This is a genomic window from Pseudoxanthomonas sp. PXM01 (assembly GCF_014851815.1).
GTDB lineage: Bacteria > Pseudomonadota > Gammaproteobacteria > Xanthomonadales > Xanthomonadaceae > Pseudoxanthomonas_A.
In genome coordinates this window covers 1,264,752-1,284,141 of the sequence record NZ_JACVAJ010000001.1, presented here as the reverse complement: position 1 = coordinate 1,284,141, position 19,390 = coordinate 1,264,752, and the positions used below count along the sequence as shown (strand labels likewise).

The window sequence follows — 19,390 nt, the reverse complement described above, 5'->3', positions numbered from 1 at the left end:
GTGCCGCTGCTCCGGCATCTCGACATCTGATACATGGCAACGGCGGGCCCGGGCCCGCCCTACGGATCACGAACCATGAAGTTTTCTGAAAACTGGCTGCGCAGCCACGTCCCCACCCAGGCCACCCGCGACGAGCTGTCCGCGACGCTGACCGCGATCGGCCTGGAGGTCGAAGAGGTCACTGGGCTGGGCGATGGCCTGGCGAACGTGGTCGTGGCGCGCATCGTCGAATGCGCCAAGCATCCCGAAGCCGACCGCCTGCAGGTCTGTCAGGTCGATGCAGGGCAGGGCGGCCTGCTGCAGATCGTCTGCGGCGCACCGAATGCGCGCCCCGGCCTGCTGGCCCCGCTGGCGATGGTCGGCGCGAATGTCGGTGGCATCGCCATCAAGGCGGCCAAGCTGCGTGGCGTGGAGTCCAACGGCATGCTGTGTTCGGCGAAGGAGCTGGGCATCGACGCCGACGCGTCGGGCCTGCTCGAACTGCCGGTCAACGCACCGGTCGGCTCGCCCATTGCCGATTACCTGCAGCTGCCCGATGCGAGCATCGAGATCAAGCTGACGCCGAACCGTGCGGATTGCTTCAGCGTGCGGGGCATCGCCTACGACGTCGCGGCCTCGCTGGGCAGCGAAGTGAAGCCGTTCGACACCACGCCGGTGCCGGCGCAGAGCCCGTCCGTCCTGAGCGTGGAGCTCGAGGCTGGTGCACGCGTGCCGCGCTTTGCCGGCCGCGTGATCGAAGGTGTGGACGCTACCGCGCCGTCGCCGGTGTGGATGGTCGAGCGCCTGCGTCGCAGTGGCGTGCGTCCCATCAGCTTCCTGGTCGACGTCACCCAGTACGTGATGCTCGAGCTTGGGCAGCCCATGCATGCCTTCGACAAGGACACGCTGGAAGGCGGCATCGTCGTGCGTCCGGCGCGCAAGGACGAGACGGTCGCACTGCTGGATGGCCGCACGGTGACGCTCGATGAAGATTTCCTGGTCGTCTCCGATGGTCTTGGTGGCCGCGCTGCGCGCGCCGTGGCGCTGGGCGGGATCATGGGCGGGCTCGACACGCGCGTCACCGATACGACGCGCAACGTGTTCCTGGAAGCCGCGCACTGGATTCCCTCGGCGATCATCGGCCGCAGCCGCAAGCTGGGCCTGCACACCGACGCAGGCCATCGCTTCGAGCGTGGCGTCGATCCGGAGCTGCCGCGCATTGCGGTGGAGTACGCGACGCGCCTGATCCTCGAAGTCGCCGGTGGCGTCCCCGGTCCGACGACCGAAGCGGTACTGCCCGAGCATCTGCCCAGGCCGACGGCGATCCTGCTGCGCCGGGCGCGCGTTGCGCGCGTGCTGGGGGTCGAGATTCCGGATGCCGAGATCGAACGCATCCTGCGTGCATTGGGCCTGCAGGCCGCAGCGGTCGCGGAGGGCTGGAGCGTGGTCGCGCCGAGCCGCCGCTTCGACATCGCCATCGAGGAGGACCTCATCGAGGAACTGGCGCGTATCCACGGCTACGACCGCGTGCCCACCACCTTGCCGGGCGGTGCGACCCGTGTCGCGGCGCCGAGCGAAACCCGCGTCGAGGACGGCGTGGTGCGCCGGCAGCTGGCCGCGCGGGACTACTTCGAGACGGTGAACTTCGCCTTCGTCGACGCGCAATGGCTCACGCACTGGAATGCCGCCGAGGGCGCGGTGCCGCTGGCGAATCCACTCAGCGCCGAACTGGCGATCATGCGCACGCAACTGCTGCCCGGCGTGGTGGCGGCGTTGCAGCGCAATGCGGCGCGCCAGGCCGGTCGTGTACGCCTGTTCGAGATCGGCAACGTGTTCCATGCAGCCGCACAGGCCGGCGACGCGCCCATCGAGTCGCTGCGCATCGCCGCCGCGATCACCGGCGACGCCGCGGCCGAGCAGTGGGGCTTGCCAGCGCGAAAGGCCGACTTCCACGATCTCAAGGGTGATCTGGAGAGTGTGGCTGCCTTGGCGGGCGCCATACTCGAGTACCGCCCGTCGCAGGCACCCCATGGCCACCCTGGCCGCTCGGCCGACGTCCACCGCGACGGCGTCCGCATCGGCTGGATCGGGCAGTTGCATCCGCGCCTGCAGCGCCTGTTGGACCTGGATGCCGACGTGGTCGCCTTCGAGTTGGATCTGGCGCCGCTGTCCACGCGCGCGCTGCCGCGCGCGGCAGAGCTTTCCCGCTATCCGTCCGTCCGCCGGGACCTCGCGTTCGTCGTGGCGGAAGAAGCGTCCTGGGCCGCCCTGGCGGCGACGGTCAGGCGCGCCGCCGGCCCGCTGCTGCGCGACGTGCAACTGTTCGACCGCTACGTGGGGCAGGGGGTCGAATCCGGTCAAAAGAGTCTCGCTATGGGCTTGATTTTGCAGGACAACTCACGCACTCTCACCGAGGGCGACGTAGCGCAGGTAGTGGCGGCCGTCGTAGCCGCGATCGACGAAGCGCACGGCGCGAAGATCCGCGGATGACCGGTATGAAAGCGGTAGCAGGGCCGGCAACGGTCGCAATGGGGATGCAGTAATCCATGGCATTGACGAAGGCGGAGATGGCCGAACGTCTGTTCGACGAGGTCGGCCTGAACAAGCGCGAGGCGAAGGAATTCGTCGACGCGTACTTCGACGTGCTGCGCGAGGCCCTGGAACAGGGTCGGCAGGTGAAGCTGTCGGGGTTCGGCAATTTCGACCTGCGCCGCAAGAACCAGCGCCCCGGCCGCAATCCAAAGACCGGTGAAGAGATCCCGATCTCGGCACGGACGGTGGTGACCTTCCGGCCGGGCCAGAAACTCAAGGAGCGGGTGGAAACGTATGCTGGATCCGGGCAGTAACCGCGAGCTTCCGCCGATTCCGGCCAAGCGCTACTTCACCATCGGTGAGGTAAGCGAGCTGTGCGACGTGAAGCCGCACGTGCTGCGGTACTGGGAGACGGAGTTCCCCAGCCTGGAACCGGCCAAGCGTCGCGGCAACCGCCGCTACTACCAGCGCCATGACGTGCTGATGGTGCGCCAGATCCGCGGCCTGCTGTACGAACAGGGCTACACCATCGGTGGTGCGCGTCTGCGCCTGGAAGGCGAGGGCGCCAAGCAGGAGTCCGCGTTGAGCGCACAAATCGTGCGCCAGGTGCGGATGGAGCTGGAAGAAATCCTGCAGTTGCTGCGCCGTTGATGCCCGCTGGCGCTCCTGCTGGGAGTCGCCGAAGAATTCCGGCTATAATGCGCGGCCCGTCGCAAGGCGGGCCGATCCGCGAGATTCGGGGCGTAGCGCAGCCTGGTAGCGCATCTGCCTGGGGGGCAGAGGGTCGTCGGTTCAAATCCGGCCGTCCCGACCAATCGCGGTTCAACATCAAGCCTGCGCCGATGCGTGGGCTTTTTTGTGCCCGTTGTTCGCCGCGGGCGAGGACGGTTCCCGACCACCGACCGCAGGACCGTTCATGGCTTCGATGACCGACGCGTTGATCCGTGACCTGCAGCTGACGCCGCACCCGGAAGGCGGTTACTTCCGTCGCGTCTACGAGTCGGCCAAGCGCACCGAGGTCAACGGCATCGAGCGTCCCGCGCTGACCGCGATCAAGTTCCTGCTGCCGGAAGGCGTGGTGACCCGCTGGCATCGTGTGGATGCGACCGAGGTCTGGGACTGGCATGACGGCAGCGCGATGGAGCTGTCGATGTTCGACCCGGATCAGCGCACGCTCACCCGGGTGCAGCTGGATACTTCGGCCCGCGGCGGGCAGTCGAACCAGGTGGTTCCGGCGGGCATCTGGCAGAGTGCGCGTTCGCTCGGCACCTACACGCTGGTCGACTGCTCGGTCTCCCCGGGTTTCAGCTGGCAGGGGTTCGAACTCATGCAAAGCAGCAGCGACGTGGCACGCACCTTGCGCGAAGCTGGCGGCAAGGTCGCCTGAACGGATCCCCCTTCGACTGCGCCGCCCGGCGCGCCGCGAACGTTCTCCAAAGGCACACTCTCGCGATTCTTCCGCATGGAGTCGCCGGGATGCGTCTTTCGTTCTACGGAATGGTGTGGCTGTCGCTGCTGCTCCTGCCAGGTCACGCGGCTGCGCAGGAGATCCCGGAGGATGGGCCGGCGCCCGTGATGGCCGAAGATGGCGTGATCGACCTGGACGCGGTGGTCGTCGCAGGTGTGCAGCCCGGCCCCGGGTTGTGGAAAGTGCGGCATGGCGACCACCTGCTGTACATCCTGGGCACGCAATCGCCGCTGCCGAAGAACATGACCTGGCGCTCCGATGAAGTGACCCAGGCCTTGCAGGTCGCCGATGAGGTGCTGGGGTCGCCGAACGTCACCGTGGATGCCGACGTGGGTTTCTTCGGCAGACTGACGCTACTGCCTTCCGCATTGAAGGCGGCCAAGAATCCGGATGGCCAGAAACTGCAGGATGTCCTGCCTGCGGATGTGTATGCCCGTTGGAGCGTCCTGAAGCGGCGTTACATGGGAAGGGATGGCGGCGTCGAGAAGAAGCGGCCGGTGATCGCCGCCTACCAGCTCTACATCGAAGCCCTGTCCGACGCGGGCCTGCGCGAGGGCGGCGTCATCAACCCCGTAATCGACGTCGCGTTGAAACAGCGCAAGATGAAGCGGACACCCACGCTATTGAAGATCAACGTCGACGACCCCCGGGCCGCGCTGGCGGATTTCCGCAACGAAAGCCTGACGCCTGAAGGTCTCGCGTGCTTCAGCAAGACGCTCGACCTCATCGAGAGCGATCTTCCTCGGGTCGCTGCCCGCGCCAACGCGTGGGCGGTGGGCGACTGGACGGCGCTGCAGTCCGGCGCGCGGCAGGACTGGCAGCAGGCATGCGCCTCGGCCTGGTTCAATACGGAGACAGCGAGAAAGCGCGGACTCTCCGATATCGAGGCGCGTCTGCAGCGGCACTGGATGCAGGTGGCCGAAGGCGCGCTGCAGAAGAACGGGATCACCTTCGCCACGCTGCCGGTCTGGTCGCTGGTGAAACCGGGCGGATACCTGGCGGCTTTGCAGGCCAAGGGTTACGAGGTCGAAGCGCCGGAGTGATCCGACGCTAAGCCTACTTCAACCCGCGGCGGTCATCGGCGGCTGCGTGGCTGCCAGCGCGGGCCAGCGCTTCAGCACGCTGGCACGGATGCCAGCCGCATCGATACCGGCCTCGGCCAGCAGGTCTTCGCGGCTGGCATGGTGCTGGAACTCGTCCGGCAGGCCCAGGTGCAGCACCGGCAACGATACACCTTCGGCATTGAGCAGTTCGGCGACGCCGGAGCCGGCACCGCCCATCACCACGTTGTCCTCGACAGTGACGAACCCCTGGTGGGTCTTCGCCAGGTCGAGTAGCAACTCGCGGTCCAGCGGTTTCACAAAGCGCATGTTCACTACGCTGAGGCCCAGTTCGCGGCCTGCCTGTTCGGCCGCCGCAACGGTCGAACCGAAGGCGAGTAGCGCGACACGGTCGCCACGCACGCGCAGGTCGGCCTTGCCGATCGGCAGCGTTTCGAGGGAGGACTGCAGCGCCACGCCCGGACCGGTGCCGCGCGGGTAACGCACCGCGGCCGGACCGTCGAAGTGGTAGCCGGTGCTCAGCATCTGGCGGCACTCGTTCTCGTCCGCCGGCGCCATCACCACCATGTGCGGCACGCAGCGCAGGTAGCTCAGGTCCAGGTTGCCGGCATGTGTGGCGCCATCCGGGCCGACCACGCCGCCGCGGTCGATGGCGAACAGCACGTCGAGTTTCTGGATGGCGACGTCGTGCACCAGCTGGTCATAGCCACGCTGCAGGAAGGTCGAATAGATCGCGACCACCGGCTTGCCGCCCTCGCAGGCCATGCCCGCGGCCAGCGTCACCGCATGCTGCTCGGCGATGGCCACGTCGAAGTAGCGGTCCGGGTACTCCTTGCTGAAGCGCACCAGGCCCGAGCCTTCGCGCATCGCCGGCGTGATGCCCAGCAGCTTCGGCTCGGCGGCGGCCATGTCGCACAGCCAGTCGCTGAAGATGTCGGTGTAGGTCGGTTTCTTCGCGCCGCCCTTGCTGACCAGGCCCTTCTCCGGGTCGAACGGTCCGACGGCGTGGTAGCCGATCTGGTCGCCTTCGGCCAGTTCGTAGCCCTTGCCCTTGGTGGTCAGGATATGGAGCAGTTGCGGACCCTTGAGGGTCTTCAGCGTCTTCAGCGCGCCCACCAGCGCCTCCACGTCGTGCCCGTCGATCGGACCGGTGTAGTGGAAGCCCATCTGTTCGAACAGCGTGGACGGCACGAACATGCCCTTCCAGTGTTCCTCCCAGCGGCGCATGAAGCGGGCCGGCGGTTTCTTCTTGTCGCCAAGCAGCTTCTTGCCGCCTTCGCGCAAGGCATTGAGCGTACGGCTGCTGCTCAATCGCCCCAGCATCTTGGTCAGGCCGCCGACGTTCTCGGAGATCGACATCTGGTTGTCGTTGAGGATCACCAGCAGGTTAGGCTCCGGCTCCATGCCGCCGGCATGGTTCAGCGCTTCGAACGCCATGCCTGCGGTCATCGCGCCGTCGCCGATCACCGCCACGACCTTGCGGTCGTCGCCTTGCTGCTGCAGCGCGATCGCCATGCCGAGCGCGGCGGAGATCGATGTGGACGAATGACCGACGCCGAACGTGTCGTACTCGCTTTCCTCGCGCTTCGGGAACGGCGCCACGCCGTCCTTCTGCTTGACCGTGTGGATCGTGTCGCGGCGACCCGTCAGGATCTTGTGCGGGTAGGTCTGGTGTCCGACGTCCCACACCAGCCGGTCGCGCGGTGTATCGAAGAGGTAGTGCAGGGCGACCGTCAGCTCGATCACCCCCAGGCCTGCACCGAAATGGCCGCCGCTCCTGCCGACAGACTCGATCAGGTAGCCCCGCAGTTCCTCGGCGATGGCAGGCAGTTCGGATTCGTCGAACTGGCGCAGGTCGGCCGGGACGTGGATGCGGGACAGACGGGGATAGCGGTCGGGGGCGATCATCGGCGGCAGGCTTGTTCTCAGCCGTTATTGTCCTCCCCCGGTGTGAAGTGGGGCAAGCCAACAGGTGAAGCCGGCGTGGAGGCGCCCTTGGCGGTTCAGGAAGCGTCGAAGCCGCGTTACCGGGCTTTCAGGCCGAGAGCTTGGACTTCTTCGGCAGCTGGGCCTTCAGGAAGGCCATCTGGTCCGCCAGGATGTTGCGATTCGACAGGATCAGGTGCTCGATCCAACTGGGCCGGTAAGGCACGGCGAGCAGCGGCATTTGCGCCTGCTGAGGGGTGCGGTTGCTCTTGCGCGAATTGCAGTGGAAGCAGGCGGTCACCACGTTTTCCCAGATGTCCTTGCCGCCCTTGGACAGCGGCAGCACGTGATCGCGGGTCAGGTGCGGCCGCGAGTACTCATGGCCGCAGTACAGGCACAGGTGGGCGTCGCGGGCGAACAGCGCGGTATTGGTGAGCGTCGGCGTGGGCGAGAGGGCGTGTGCACGTGCGTGGCCGCGCGATGCCACGATGGGATGCAGTTCGATCAGGCTCTGTTCGCCGGTCAGACGGGAGACGCCGCCATGCACGTGAAGACAGGGATCGCCCAGCGTCCATGCCACCGCGCCGCGCGCGTACAGGCAGGTCGCTTCCTGCCAGTTGATCCAGTCGAGCACGCGCCCATGCGCATCCAGCGACAGCAGTCGCAAGGCGGCGGGATGGGGACGGGGGGACGACGGCGACGGGACCGGCGAGAAACGGGAACCGGTCTGGACCAGGTGAAGCTGAGCGCTGTCTGCTTCCATGGAGAAGCAGGTTATACCCAAATGTTGACGAAATGTGTATACGGCGCGGCTTTTCTTCGGAGGAGCGCGGCATCCGCGCTCCTCCGGCTTCGGGTCACTCGCCGAAGCGCGCGTCGTCCATCGCCATCAGCGTGTCCGCGCCCGACTCGATGGCCGCGGCATGCGCCAACGTGCGCGGCAGAATGCGGGCGAAGTAGAAACGCGCGGTTTCGCGCTTAGCCTGCTTGAAGGCATCGCCGTGCGCCGACGCATCGGCGGCGGCCACACTGCGTGCCCACCAGTACGCCAGCACCACGTAGCCCGAGTAGAACAGGTAGTCGGTGCTGGCGGCACCGATTTCCTCGGGATTCGTCGCTGCGCGCTGCAGGATGTTCTTCGTCAGGCCCGCCCATTCGGCCGCCTTCTGCTGCAGCGGATCGATGAACTCGGTCAGTGCTGCGTCGTCCTTGTGCTGCTGGACGAAGGCGTGCACGTCGGCGAGAAACAGCTTCAGGCCCGCCGCCTGTGTGGCCGCGGTCTTGCGCCCCATCAGGTCCAGTGCCTGGATGCCGGTGGTGCCCTCGTACAGCGTGGTGATGCGGGCATCGCGCGCCAGTTGTTCCATGCCGTGCTCGTGGATGTAGCCATGGCCACCGAAGCACTGCAGCGCGTGGTAGGTGTTTTCAATGCCCCATTCGGTCTGGCAGGCCTTCGAAATCGGTGTCAGGAAGCTCACCAGCGTGTCGGCGCGCTCGCGTTCGGCCGGGTCTTCCGCATGGTTGGCGACGTCGATCAGCGTGCCCGCATGCAGGGCGAGCAGGCGGCTGCCTTCGACCAGCGACTTCACCGTCAGCAGCATGCGGCGCACGTCCGGGTGGACCAGGATCGGATCGGCGGGCTTGTCGGGGAACTTGGGGCCGCTCAGCGAACGCGTCTGCAGGCGCTCGCGCGCGTAGCGCAGCGCGTTCTGGTACGCGCGTTCGCTCAGGCCGATGCCCTGCAAGCCCACGCCGAGGCGTGCGGTGTTCATCATGGTGAACATGGCCTGCAGGCCCTTGTGCGGCTGGCCGACCAGATAGCCCTGCGCGCCGTCGAAATTCATCACGCAGGTGACGGAGGCCTTGATGCCCATCTTGTGTTCGATGGAACCGCAGGTCACGGCGTTGCGTTCACCGACCGTGCCATCCTGCGCCACCTTGAATTTCGGCGTGACGAACAGCGAGATGCCTTTCGCGCCCGGCGGCGCGTCAGGCAGCTTGGCCAGCACCAGGTGCACGATGTTGTCGGTCAGGTCGTGCTCGCCCGCGGTGATGAAGATCTTGGTGCCGGTGATCGCATAGCTGCCATCGGGGTTCGGCTCGGCCTTGGTCTTCAGCAGGCCAAGGTCGGTGCCACAGTGCGGTTCGGTCAGGCACATCGTGCCGGTCCAGCGGCCTTCGACCAGGGGTTTCAGGAAGACTTCCTGCTGCCACGCCTCACCGTGGTGCTTCAGCGCCTCCACTGCGCCGTGCGACAGCAGCGGGAAGTTGCCCCACGCGAGGTTGCTGGCGTTGACCAGTTCGTTGAGCGGCACGCCCATCGTGTGCGGCAGGCCCTGACCGCCGATTTCGGGCGATGCGGTCAGACCGGTCCAGCCGCCCTCGACGAACTGCGCGTACGCCGCCTTGAAACCCGGTGGCGTGGTGACCTCGCCGGTGGTCTTGTCGAGCTGGCTGCCGATCTCGTCGCCCACGCTGTTCAGCGGCGCGAGGACGGTTTCCGCGAAGCGCGCGGCTTCATCCAGCACGGCATCGAGGATGTCGCGGGTGGCCTCGGTGTAGCCGAGCCGCTGGAACAGCGGCTCCACGCCGAGTACGTCGTACAGGGCGAAGCGGAGGTCGGTCAAGGGGGCTTTGTAGGACGCGGGCATGCGGGGTCTCGGAATCGCGGATGAGGGAATGGGCTGCGCTCAGCGCAGCACGCCGTCCAGGCCGGGGACGGGATTGAGGGTGCTGCGGGTATCGACGTCGAAGTTGCGCTGCTTGGCTTCTTCCGGTGTCGCGGCAGCGTTGCCCTTCAGCGTGTACGGCAGGGTGCGACGACCGGCGAGCGCGTCCGCCACCACGATGCGGCCGGCGCTGCTGGGCACAAAGGAGACGGTGACGACGTCTGCGGATTCAGGACCCACCGACAGACCGGGCGTGGCACGCAGCTTGCCGGCATCCTGGTCGCCGACCTGCACATCGACGTCCACCGTATCGAAACGCATCGGGATGCTGCTGTAGTTCTGCAGGCGCAAGTCCACGGCCCATTGGCCATCGGCCTTCACCGTCAGTTGCTGCACGCTGACCGCCGGGTCGGAGACACGACGGACCACGCCATCGCCGCAGCCGGCCAGCAGGGCGGTTGCCGCCAGAAGTGCCAGCAGGGAAGTACGTCGCATCATGCCGCGGCTCCATGAGGGGGTGCGGCAGGATACTACGGCGTATGGCGGCTGGAATGACAGTCCGGCCGCCGCAGGCGGATCAGTCGTGTTGCGCTGCGGCAGGCTTCCACACGAAGGTGGCGACGCTGCGCGCCGGCAGCGTGTAGCCGAACGCCTTGCCGCCCTGCACGGCGCTGAAGCGACGCGGCTGCTTCGCGGAATTGGCGACCAGCAGCACCAGCGAACCATCATCGGCATTGCGGAACGCCACGTTGTCGAGGTCGTCGCCGGTTTCGCTGGACGCGATCCGGTGGGCGCCTTGTCGTACGAACCGGCTGGCGTGCGCCAGCGCGTAGTACTCGTCGGTGCGGGTAATGGCGCCGGTGCGCGAGTCGATGGTCACCACGCCGCGGCACGTGTCGCAGCCGCCGGCGTAGGGGCCGTTGTTCTCGTCCAGCGCCAGGTTCCAGAACAACGCGCCGCGCGCCCAGTGGCGCGCACTGCGGATGATGATGTTCTTCATCTGCAGCGGCAGGCCGCCGCTGCGTACCGGTTCCCAGTCGCCGCCGGAGCACTCGGTCATGTAAGCGTCCTTGTCGGGAAACGCGTCGTGCACCGGTGATTGCGCCGCCACCTCGCCGCCGTAGCAATGCCATGCCACCGCCGCGACATGCGGATTGGCTTTCGCATCGCCCAGCACACCCAGCGGTTCCTGCGGCTTGTCCCAGTTGTGGTCCCAGTCGAAGATCAGCGGGCCGCTGCCTCGTATGGCGATCATCGGCCCCAGGTGGTCGCCGATCAGTCGCGCGCGCGCCGGCGCGTTGAGCCGCATGCCGGGGTAGTCCTTCGGTTCGTAGTCCGGTTCGTTCTGTACGGTGAGCGCGAAGATCGGAATACCTTCCGCTGCGTAGGCATCGACATACTTCAGCAGGTAGCGCGAGAACGCGTCGTAGTACTGCGGCAGCAACGTGCCCTGGATCAGGCTGTTGGTGTCCTTCATCCAGCCGGGAGCGCTCCAGGGCGAGGCCATGATCTTCAGCTGCGGATTGACTGCCAGCATCGCCCGGGCGACGGGAATCACGTCGCCGCGGTTCTCGTCGATGCTGAAGTGCTTCAGTTCGGGGTCCGGCGTGCCGTCGGGTGTATCGGCGAGACTGTAGTGATGGCGGGAGAAATCCGACGCACCGATCGTGAGGCGCGAGAAGCTCAGCCCCAGTCCGCCGTCATCGCGGCCGAACAGTTCCCTCAGCAGGGCGTCGCGCTGTTGTGCGTCCAGCTTGTGCTGGATCAGCCAGGCCGAAGAATCGGTCAGCGATGCGCCGAAGCCGACGATCTCCTGGAACTGCCGGGTTCCGTCGATGGCGATGCGCGACTTCCCGGCGCCGTCATCCGCGGTGAAGCGTGCGGGCGCAGCGGGCGCCAATGCGGTCGAGTGATCCGCGGTGGTGATCCATACGGCGATGTCTTGTGCATCTGCAGCGAAGGGTGCCACCAGCATGCATGCCGAAAGCAGCAGGGCGGGGCGGAGTCGTCGAATCAGGTGGCGCGTCATGCCGGAATCCTCTCGCAGAGAGCTCGCGAATCCCTCCCGGAATCCACGCAAAGCGGGTGCTGCAACGCAGCGAAATTTTTCGGACGAATGTCCTCGCGACAAGCAAATTCAATCGTGCGCGTGCAGCCATGTCACGGTTGTTATGAATTTGTTGACACTGCATTGAAGCTTCTATATGACAGCGCTGTCAACAGCGGTCTGAGAGGGGCCAAATGAAGTACTCGAACCACATCGCGCGCATGCGTCCGTCCGTGCGCCGTCCCGCACTGCGCAAGCAGCATCTCGCTGCCGCATGCTGCCTGGCGCTGGCACTCCCGTTCGCTGCGAACGCGCAGCAGGCAGCCGACCAGACCGTCGAGACGCTGGATGCCGTCAAGGTCACCGGCATCCGCGCGGCCATCGCGACGGCGGTGGAAACCAAGAACGAATCCACCTCGATCGTCGAGGCAATCTCCGCCGAGGACATTGGCAAGTTGCCGGACATCAGCATCGCGGATTCGATTTCGCGTCTGCCGGGCCTGACCATGCAGCGCGTCGACGGACGCGCGCAGGTCATCCACATCCGTGGCATGTCCGAGCAGTTCGGCGGGACGCTGCTCAATGGCCGGGAGCAGGTCAGCACGGGTGGCAGCCGTGGCGTCGAGCTCGACCAGTACCCGGCCGAGCTGATCAACGCGGTCACCGTGTACAAGACGCCGGATGCGACGCTGGTCGGGCAAGGCCTGTCGGGCACGATCGACATGCAGTCGATCCGTCCGTTGGATTTCGACGGACGCCGCGTGACCTTCAGCGGGCAGGGCGAATACAACTCGCTGGGCAAGCTGATCGACGGCAGCAGCGACAAGGGCTATCGCGCCAGCGCGTCATATGTGGACCAGTTCGCCGACGATACGATCGGCTTCGCCATCGGCGTGGCGCGCATGGATTCGCCTTTCCAGGAGCAGCAGGAAAAGGCCTGGTGGTGGGGTAATCCGGACACCTGGGGTGCGCCGCAGCCAGGCAAGCCGGTCGATGCCGTTGCGCGCCAGGCGGGAGAGGCGTCGCTGAAGTCGCGCGACATCACTCGGGACGGCGTCATGGCGGTACTCGAGTTCAAGCCGAGCGACCAGTTCCACAGCATTCTGGACGTGTACTACTCGAAGTTCGACCAGAATGAAGCTGAAAACAGCATCATGTGGAACAACGACCCGTGGTACAGCCACCCGACGCTGGGCCAAGTGACGTATACGAACGTCGGTACGACCCTGGTGGGCGGTGTTCCGGTGGTCACGAGCGGAACGCTCAATGGCGTCGGTGCGCTGAACATGCTCAACGAAGTCAATCAGCGCGAAGACAAGCTGTTCTCGGCTGGCTGGCTCAACACGTTCCGCTGGGACGACATCTACACGCTGAAGACCGATCTGAGCTACTCGCGAGCCGAGAGCGAGCGGACCATGCTTGAACTGCAGTCCGCATTCGCGTCCCCGCGCAACATCGACTTCAACCTGCAGACGGGCAAGGGGTTCAACCACTTCACGATCCCCGGCCTCACCGATCCCACCCAGGTCTACCTGGGCATGGACGCGATGGGATGGGGGCGCGACGGGCGCACCGATCGCGCATGGACCGAGGACACACTCAAGTCCGGTCGTCTCGAACTGAACCGGCTGGTCGAGTCCTCCGATTTCCTGCGCAGCTACGACGTTGGCGTCAATGTCACCCGCCGCAACAAGGATCGCGAGTACATCGCCCACTACGTGGATCTGAAGAATGGCCGCGCACCGGTGCGCATGGACACGGTGCCCCATGGATTCGCATCGATGGACTTCATCGGCCTTGGCAACGTGATCAATTTCAATGCACGTGACCTGCTGGGCCGGTACTACGACCTGCGCTATGAAGCCAGCGAGAACGACCTGATGAAGAACTATGGTGTCGAAGAAGACATCAAGACGTTCTACGCCAAGGCCAACATCGACATGGACCTGACCGATGAAGTGCGCCTGCGCGGCAACGTCGGTGTGCAGTACATCCGCTCCGAGCAGAGTTCGACCGGTCCGACCGTCGCGCGTGACGCGGTCACGAACGACTGGGTCATCGCCGGCGGCCAGACCATCGGTACCTCGTATGGCGACATCCTGCCGAGCATGAACCTGTCGGCGGACTTCGGCGATGGCCTGCTGTTGCGCTTCGCGGCAGCGAAGACCCTGATGCGCGGCCCCATCGAGCAGATGGGGGCCTACACCACGGCCGGCGTCGACGTGACCACGCGCGAGTGGAGTGGCGGTGGTGGCAATCCGAAGCTGGAGCCCTATCGGGCGACGGCGTACGACATCTCACTGGAGAAGTACTTCGGTCCGACGACCTATGCGGCGTTGGCGGTCTTCTACAAGAACCTCGAGACCTACATCTATACGCAGAACGTCCGCTGGGACTTCACCGGATATGACGATCTCGGCATCACCCCGATCTCGAACTGGGGCAACTTCAGCACCCCGATGAACGGAAGTGGCGGCTACATGCGCGGCGCGGAAATCAGTGGCGCGCTGGGCGGTGACATGATCCATTCCTCGCTCGACGGCTTCGGCCTGCTGTTCAATGCGTCGTATACCGAGTCGTCGATCGACCCCGATGGTCCGGGTGGTTCCGATACCGACACCCTGCCGGGCCTGTCGAAGATCGTTGCCAATGCCACGGTGTACTACGAGAAGCATGGCTTCTCTGCGCGCATCAGCCAGCGTTACCGTGATGAGTACCGCGGTGAGTATGCCTCGCTTTTCGGCGACCGGATCTATCAGAACACCATGCCGGAACGCACGATGGACATGCAGGTGGGATACGACTTCGGTGAGGGCAGCAGACTTTCGGGGCTGTCCATCCTCCTTCAGGTCAACAACGTGACCAACGAGCCGTATCGCACGGAGACGACGGCGGGCGGCATCGACCAGATGATCTTCCTGCCCTCCGAGTACAAGGAATACGGTCGCCAGTACCTGCTCGGCTTCCGCTACAAGCTGTGACTGACGCACTTCATCGATAACCGCAGTACCTGACGGGATGCGGGGCCTGGCCCCGCGTCCCGTCAGACTTTCCGTAAAGGCGCGGATCCTGTCGGGGATGTTGTGCGCGCCGCCATTCTGGGAGAAACGAGTGAATCCGATCCGAGTGACCCTGCTGGGGGCCAGTCTTTTGGCATGCCTGTCGTGTACGGCGCAGAAGGACCCCGAACAGAAACCCGTCGGCGCGGCCGCGAACGATGCCGCAGAACTGAAGGACTGGCCTGCGCTGAAAAGCAGCTTCGCCAAGGATCCTGCCGTCGAGGCACGCGTGGCCGAGATCCTCGCGAGCATGACGCTGGAGCAGAAGGTCGGCCAGATGGTGCAGCCGGAGATCAAGGCGATCACGCCGGCCGACGTGCGCAAGTACTACATCGGTTCCGTCCTCAACGGCGGTGGTTCGTGGCCGGCGATGAACAAGCACGCCAAGGTCGAAGACTGGGTCAAGCTGGCGGATGCCTACTACGACGCCTCGCTGTCGACCGATGCCAAGATCCCCGTGCCCGTGATCTGGGGCACCGACGCCGTCCATGGCCATAGCAACGTCTATGGCGCGACGATCTTCCCGCACAATATCGGCCTGGGCGCCGCGCACGACGTCGAGTTGATCGAACGCATCGCCGAAGCCACCGGACAATCCACGCGCGCGACGGGCGTGACGTGGACGTTTGCGCCGACGGTCGCTGTCGCGCAGGACGCACGCTGGGGCCGCACCTACGAAAGCTATTCCTCGCAGCCCGCGCTGATCCGCGAGTACGCGGCCGCCTACGTCAAAGGCATGCAGGGGCTGCTGGACAAGGATGGCAACGTCGTCGCTACCGCCAAGCACTTCATCGGCGACGGTGCCACCGACGGCGGCAAGGACCAGGGCCTCGCCACCATCACCCAGGCGCAGATGATCAACGTCCACGGCCAGGGGTACTACGGCGCCATCGAAGCCGGTGTGCAGACCGTCATGGCGTCCTTCAACAGCTGGAACGACGTCGCCGCCGGCAAGGACTACGGCAAGATGCACGGCACACGCGATCTGCTGACCGTCGCGCTGAAGGAGAAGATGGGCTTCGACGGCTTCGTCGTCTCCGACTGGAATGGCATCGGCCAGGTCGCAGGTTGCAAGGACGACAGCTGCCCGCAGGCGATCAATGCCGGCATCGACATGGTGATGGTGCCGGATGCGTGGAAGTCCTTCATCACCAACACGATTGCCCAAGTGAAGTCGGGTGAAATCCCGCAGGCGCGCATCGACGATGCCGTCACCCGCATCCTGCGCGTCAAGCTGCGCGCAGGCCTGTGGGAACACAAGCCGTCGGCCAGCCAGCATGCCGGCAAGCTCGAGTCGCTGGTGCATCGCGATCTCGCGCGGCGTGCTGCACGCGAATCGCTGGTGTTGCTGAAGAACGACGGCGGCGCATTGCCGCTGAAGAAGAACCAGCGCGTGCTGCTGGTGGGCAAAAGCGCCGACAGCATCTCCAACCAGACGGGTGGCTGGTCGCTGACCTGGCAGGGCACCGACAACACGAATGCCGATTTCCCCAATGCCGACAGCCTGGCCGCCGGCCTGCGCGAACAGCTCGGCGAAGCGAACGTGCTGCTGCGCGAGAGCGCGGAGGGTGTGGATCCGGCCAGCTACGACGTCATCGTGGCTGCCATCGGCGAAACGCCGTATGCAGAAACCAACGGCGACATCGTGCCGTCCGATACGATGGCGCACAGCCGTCGGCATCCGGAAGACTTGGCGACGCTGAAGGCGGCCGCCGCCGCCGGAAAGCCGGTCGTCACCGTGCTGCTGTCCGGCCGTGCGCTGTACGCGAATGACCTGATCAACCTGTCCAACAGCTTCGTCGCCGCCTGGCTCCCGGGCACGGAAGGCAAGGGCGTCACCGACGTGCTGGTGGCCGGTGCCGATGGCAAGCCGGTCCATGACTTCCGCGGAAAGCTGACGTTCCCGTGGCCGGCGGTGGCCTGCCCGAAGGCGGACAGCAAGCCACAGTTCGCCCTGGATGCCGGGCTGCGCTATGGCGACAGCAGCAACGTCGGCAAGCTGGAGGAAGACAGCGCGACGAGCTGCGGCGAAGCCACCGCGCTGGGTATCTTCAAGCAGTCCGACATCGCGCCCTTCACCCTGCAGATGGAAGCGGCCGGCGCTACCCAGGCCGTCGGCAACGACATGAACGCGACGCAGCGCTGGCCGCAGGCCAAGCCGGCATTGCAGGTCGCCACCGTGCAGGTCAACACGCAGCAGGACGCCAAGGAAGTCACCTGGCTGGCACCGGCGCGCGTCTTCGCCCGCAATCCTTCGAAGAACAACCTGGCTGCGATGGCCACGGCACGCGGTGTGGTGCAGTTCGACGTGGTGGTGAAGCAGGCTCCGGCCAAGCCGGTCCGGTTCGCGCTGGGCTGCGGCGCCAACTGCGGGGCCAGCCTGGACCTGACCTCCACCTTCTCCGGCGATGCCGTCGGCAGGAAGCAGACGGTCAAGATCCCGCTGGCCTGCTTCGGCAAGCTCGGTGCCGACCTGACCGGCGTGGATACGCCCTTCAGCGTCGCTGCCGATGCACCGTTCGCGGCGGCCTTCACCGACATCCAGGTGGTGGCCGGGGCGGCGGACGCGCCTGATGTGGTGAAGTGCGCGCAGTAGTGTCGTTTCCGAAGCGCTCCGCGGCATGGCCGCGGGGCGCTGACGCAGTGCAAGTTGCAATCGCGCGGCGGCCCCGTAGGCTGGCCGTTCCGTCCGGATCCCATACCAGCAGGCATACCAATCCATGACCACACAAACCACCCGATGGTCGCAGTTCAGCGTGCTGATCACCGTGTTCTTCTTCTGGGGTTTTGTTGCGGCCAGCAACGGCATCCTGATCCCGGTGTTCAAGAAGGCGTTCGACCTGACGCAGGCGCAGAGCATGTACGTCGCGCTCGCGTTCTACGTGGCCTATACCGTCGGTTCGCTGATCTATGTCGCCATCTCGAAGGCGATGGGTCAGGACGTACTCAACAAGATCGGCTACAAGAACGGCATCTGCGTGGGCCTGGTGATCTCCGCGCTGGGAGCGTTGTTGTTCTACCCGGCCGCCAATACGGGTTCGTTCAACCTGATGCTGTCGGGACTGTTCATCGTCGGCCTGGGCTTCTCGCTGCAGCAGATCGCGGCCAACCCGCTGGCCATCGTCATGGGTGATCCCAAGACCGGCGCGCAGCGGCTGACGATGGCCGGCGGCATCAACAACTTCGGCACCACCATCGGTCCGCTGCTGGTCAGCGTGGCGATCTTCGGCAGCGTCACCTCGGGCAACACCGAAGCGAGCATCGAAAGCGTCAAGACGCCCTACCTGGTGCTGGGGGCCGCCTTCATCCTGGTGGCGATCTTCCTGAAGTTCTCCTCGGTGCCCAACCACATCGATCTGGAGAAGCTGTCGGAGACCGAGGCCGAGGACAGCAGCAAGCTGATCCACAAGAAGTCGGCGCTGTCCTATCCGCAGCTGGTGCTGGGCATGATCGCGATCTTCCTGTACGTGGGCGTCGAGGTCTCGACCATCGACAATCTGCCCGCTTACCTGGAACTTCCGGTGGAGAAGGGCGGACTCGGCATAGAGACCGCGTTGATCGCGCCGTTCGTGTCGCTGTACTGGGCCAGCCTGATGATCGGCCGCTGGAGCGGCGCTGCCGGCGCATTCGATGTCGGCGCAGGCGCCAAGAAGATGCTGATGCTGATCCTCCCGTACCTGGCGTTCGGCGTGTTCCTCGCCGTGAACGCCATCACCGGCCACGACCCCTCGCAGTTCTTCGGCTACGCGGCCGTCATCGTGCTGATGATCCTGGCCACGCTGGCCAGCAGGGGCAATCCGGCACGCATGCTGCTGTACTTCGCCATCTGCGGCATCGCCGCGCAGCTGATCGGCATGTTCACTACAGGCATGACCAGTGTCATTGCCTTCATCAGCGTGGGCCTGTTCTGCAGCACCATGTGGCCGTGCATCTTCGCGCTGGCGATCACTGGCCTGGGCAACAAGACCAACCAGGGCAGCAGCCTGCTGATCATGATGATCATGGGCGGCGGCATCGTCAGCTGGGCGCAGGGTGCTCTGGCCGACAAGGTCGGCATCCACTACAGCTTCATCGTCGGCGTGCTGTGCTTCGCCTACCTGGCGTTCTACGCGATCGCCGCTACGCGCACGCTGCGCAAGCAGGGTATCGATCTGGACAAGCTCGCCGCCGGCAACGGCCACTGAGTGCGGTGCGCGCCGGAGAGAGGCCGGCGCGCATCCCCCAAGCCATCGGGTCACTCTCCGGCCCGGTGGCTTTTCTTTTTTCGCAACAGACGACGCTCAGGCCGACGCCAGCGCTAGTCCGGGCGCCTCGTCGTACACGCGCGGACGATGCTGGTCCACGTATCGGCACAGCAATCCGGCACGCTGGCGCGCCCACTGCGTGGCCCAGCCGATGGCGCGCTCTTCGCACCGCACCGCCATCTCGAACGGCGCGATGTCGCCCATGTCCACCAGTACGCGCAACACCAGTCCGGCGTTGAGGGGGCGTATCTCGGCGATGACCGTGTCGTCCACGCAGAGATCGTGGCCGGCCTCGGTGCGGAGCCAGGTGAATCGGTCGGGGAGTACATGCGATGCCGTCTTCATGACGATGTTCACTCGGCGATTCCGTGGCAGGAGAGGGGTGTGTGTAGAACTTGGGGCAGG

At 65.6% G+C, this 19,390-nt stretch carries 14 protein-coding genes and 1 tRNA gene; 9 read left to right on the top strand and 6 right to left on the bottom strand.

The features are described from left to right. Positions 1-75 precede the first annotated feature (75 nt). The 6 genes from pheT (at position 76) to IB230_RS05790 (ending at position 5,022) form a co-directional block, all read left to right on the top strand. Positions 76-2,469, top strand: a complete 2,394-nt coding sequence (pheT, locus tag IB230_RS05815; protein ID WP_192269925.1) for a phenylalanine--tRNA ligase subunit beta — start codon at positions 76-78, stop codon at positions 2,467-2,469. 56 nt (positions 2,470-2,525) lie between these two features. Next, a complete protein-coding gene (locus IB230_RS05810; protein WP_055936063.1) occupies positions 2,526-2,825 on the top strand; it encodes an integration host factor subunit alpha in 300 nt (99 codons plus the stop codon). Continuing rightward, complete coding sequence (locus IB230_RS05805) at positions 2,806-3,162, top strand: MerR family transcriptional regulator (protein WP_192269922.1); 357 nt, start codon at positions 2,806-2,808, stop codon at positions 3,160-3,162. The genes IB230_RS05810 and IB230_RS05805 overlap by 20 nt, the downstream gene beginning before the upstream one ends. A gap of 86 nt (positions 3,163-3,248) precedes the next feature. Beyond that, positions 3,249-3,325, top strand: a tRNA-Pro gene (locus IB230_RS05800). Between the two features lie 102 nt (positions 3,326-3,427). Beyond that, positions 3,428-3,898, top strand: coding sequence for a cupin domain-containing protein (locus IB230_RS05795; RefSeq protein ID WP_192269919.1), 471 nt, complete (start codon positions 3,428-3,430; stop codon positions 3,896-3,898). Between the two features lie 89 nt (positions 3,899-3,987). After that, positions 3,988-5,022: a TraB/GumN family protein gene (locus IB230_RS05790; RefSeq protein WP_192269916.1), complete on the top strand. Its 1,035-nt coding sequence runs from the start codon at positions 3,988-3,990 to the stop codon at positions 5,020-5,022. Positions 5,023-5,040: 18 nt separating this feature from the next. Here the strand turns inward: IB230_RS05790 and dxs are convergent, their stop codons facing one another. From dxs to IB230_RS05765, 5 genes are all read right to left on the bottom strand, one after another. Next, positions 5,041-6,948: a 1-deoxy-D-xylulose-5-phosphate synthase gene (gene dxs / locus IB230_RS05785; RefSeq protein ID WP_192269913.1), complete on the bottom strand. Its 1,908-nt coding sequence runs from the start codon at positions 6,946-6,948 to the stop codon at positions 5,041-5,043. A gap of 127 nt (positions 6,949-7,075) precedes the next feature. Beyond that, a complete protein-coding gene (locus IB230_RS05780) occupies positions 7,076-7,729 on the bottom strand; it encodes an HNH endonuclease (RefSeq protein WP_192269910.1) in 654 nt (217 codons plus the stop codon). A gap of 94 nt (positions 7,730-7,823) precedes the next feature. Next, entirely contained in the window at positions 7,824-9,617 is a 1,794-nt protein-coding gene (locus tag IB230_RS05775; RefSeq protein WP_192269907.1) for an acyl-CoA dehydrogenase C-terminal domain-containing protein, read from the bottom strand. A gap of 39 nt (positions 9,618-9,656) precedes the next feature. Then, positions 9,657-10,130, bottom strand: a complete 474-nt coding sequence (locus tag IB230_RS05770) for an LEA type 2 family protein (RefSeq protein ID WP_192271307.1) — start codon at positions 10,128-10,130, stop codon at positions 9,657-9,659. A gap of 82 nt (positions 10,131-10,212) precedes the next feature. Beyond that, entirely contained in the window at positions 10,213-11,664 is a 1,452-nt protein-coding gene (locus tag IB230_RS05765) for a glycoside hydrolase family 30 beta sandwich domain-containing protein (RefSeq protein ID WP_192269904.1), read from the bottom strand. A gap of 212 nt (positions 11,665-11,876) precedes the next feature. Between IB230_RS05765 and IB230_RS05760 the strand changes: the two genes are divergently transcribed. The 3 genes from IB230_RS05760 (at position 11,877) to IB230_RS05750 (ending at position 18,925) form a co-directional block, all read left to right on the top strand. Beyond that, positions 11,877-14,663 carry a TonB-dependent receptor gene (locus tag IB230_RS05760; RefSeq protein WP_192269901.1) on the top strand — a complete coding sequence of 929 codons (2,787 nt, stop codon included), beginning with the start codon at positions 11,877-11,879 and terminating at the stop codon, positions 14,661-14,663. 130 nt (positions 14,664-14,793) lie between these two features. Further along, positions 14,794-17,337: a glycoside hydrolase family 3 N-terminal domain-containing protein gene (locus tag IB230_RS05755; RefSeq protein ID WP_343227256.1), complete on the top strand. Its 2,544-nt coding sequence runs from the start codon at positions 14,794-14,796 to the stop codon at positions 17,335-17,337. 124 nt (positions 17,338-17,461) lie between these two features. Further along, the gene (locus tag IB230_RS05750) at positions 17,462-18,925 is read left to right on the top strand and encodes an MFS transporter (protein ID WP_192269895.1); all 1,464 of its coding nucleotides are present in this window, start codon (positions 17,462-17,464) and stop codon (positions 18,923-18,925) included. 96 nt (positions 18,926-19,021) lie between these two features. On the opposite strand, the gene IB230_RS05745 is transcribed toward IB230_RS05750, so the two are convergent. After that, complete coding sequence (locus tag IB230_RS05745) at positions 19,022-19,342, bottom strand: hypothetical protein (RefSeq protein ID WP_192269892.1); 321 nt, start codon at positions 19,340-19,342, stop codon at positions 19,022-19,024. Positions 19,343-19,390: the final 48 nt, after the last annotated feature.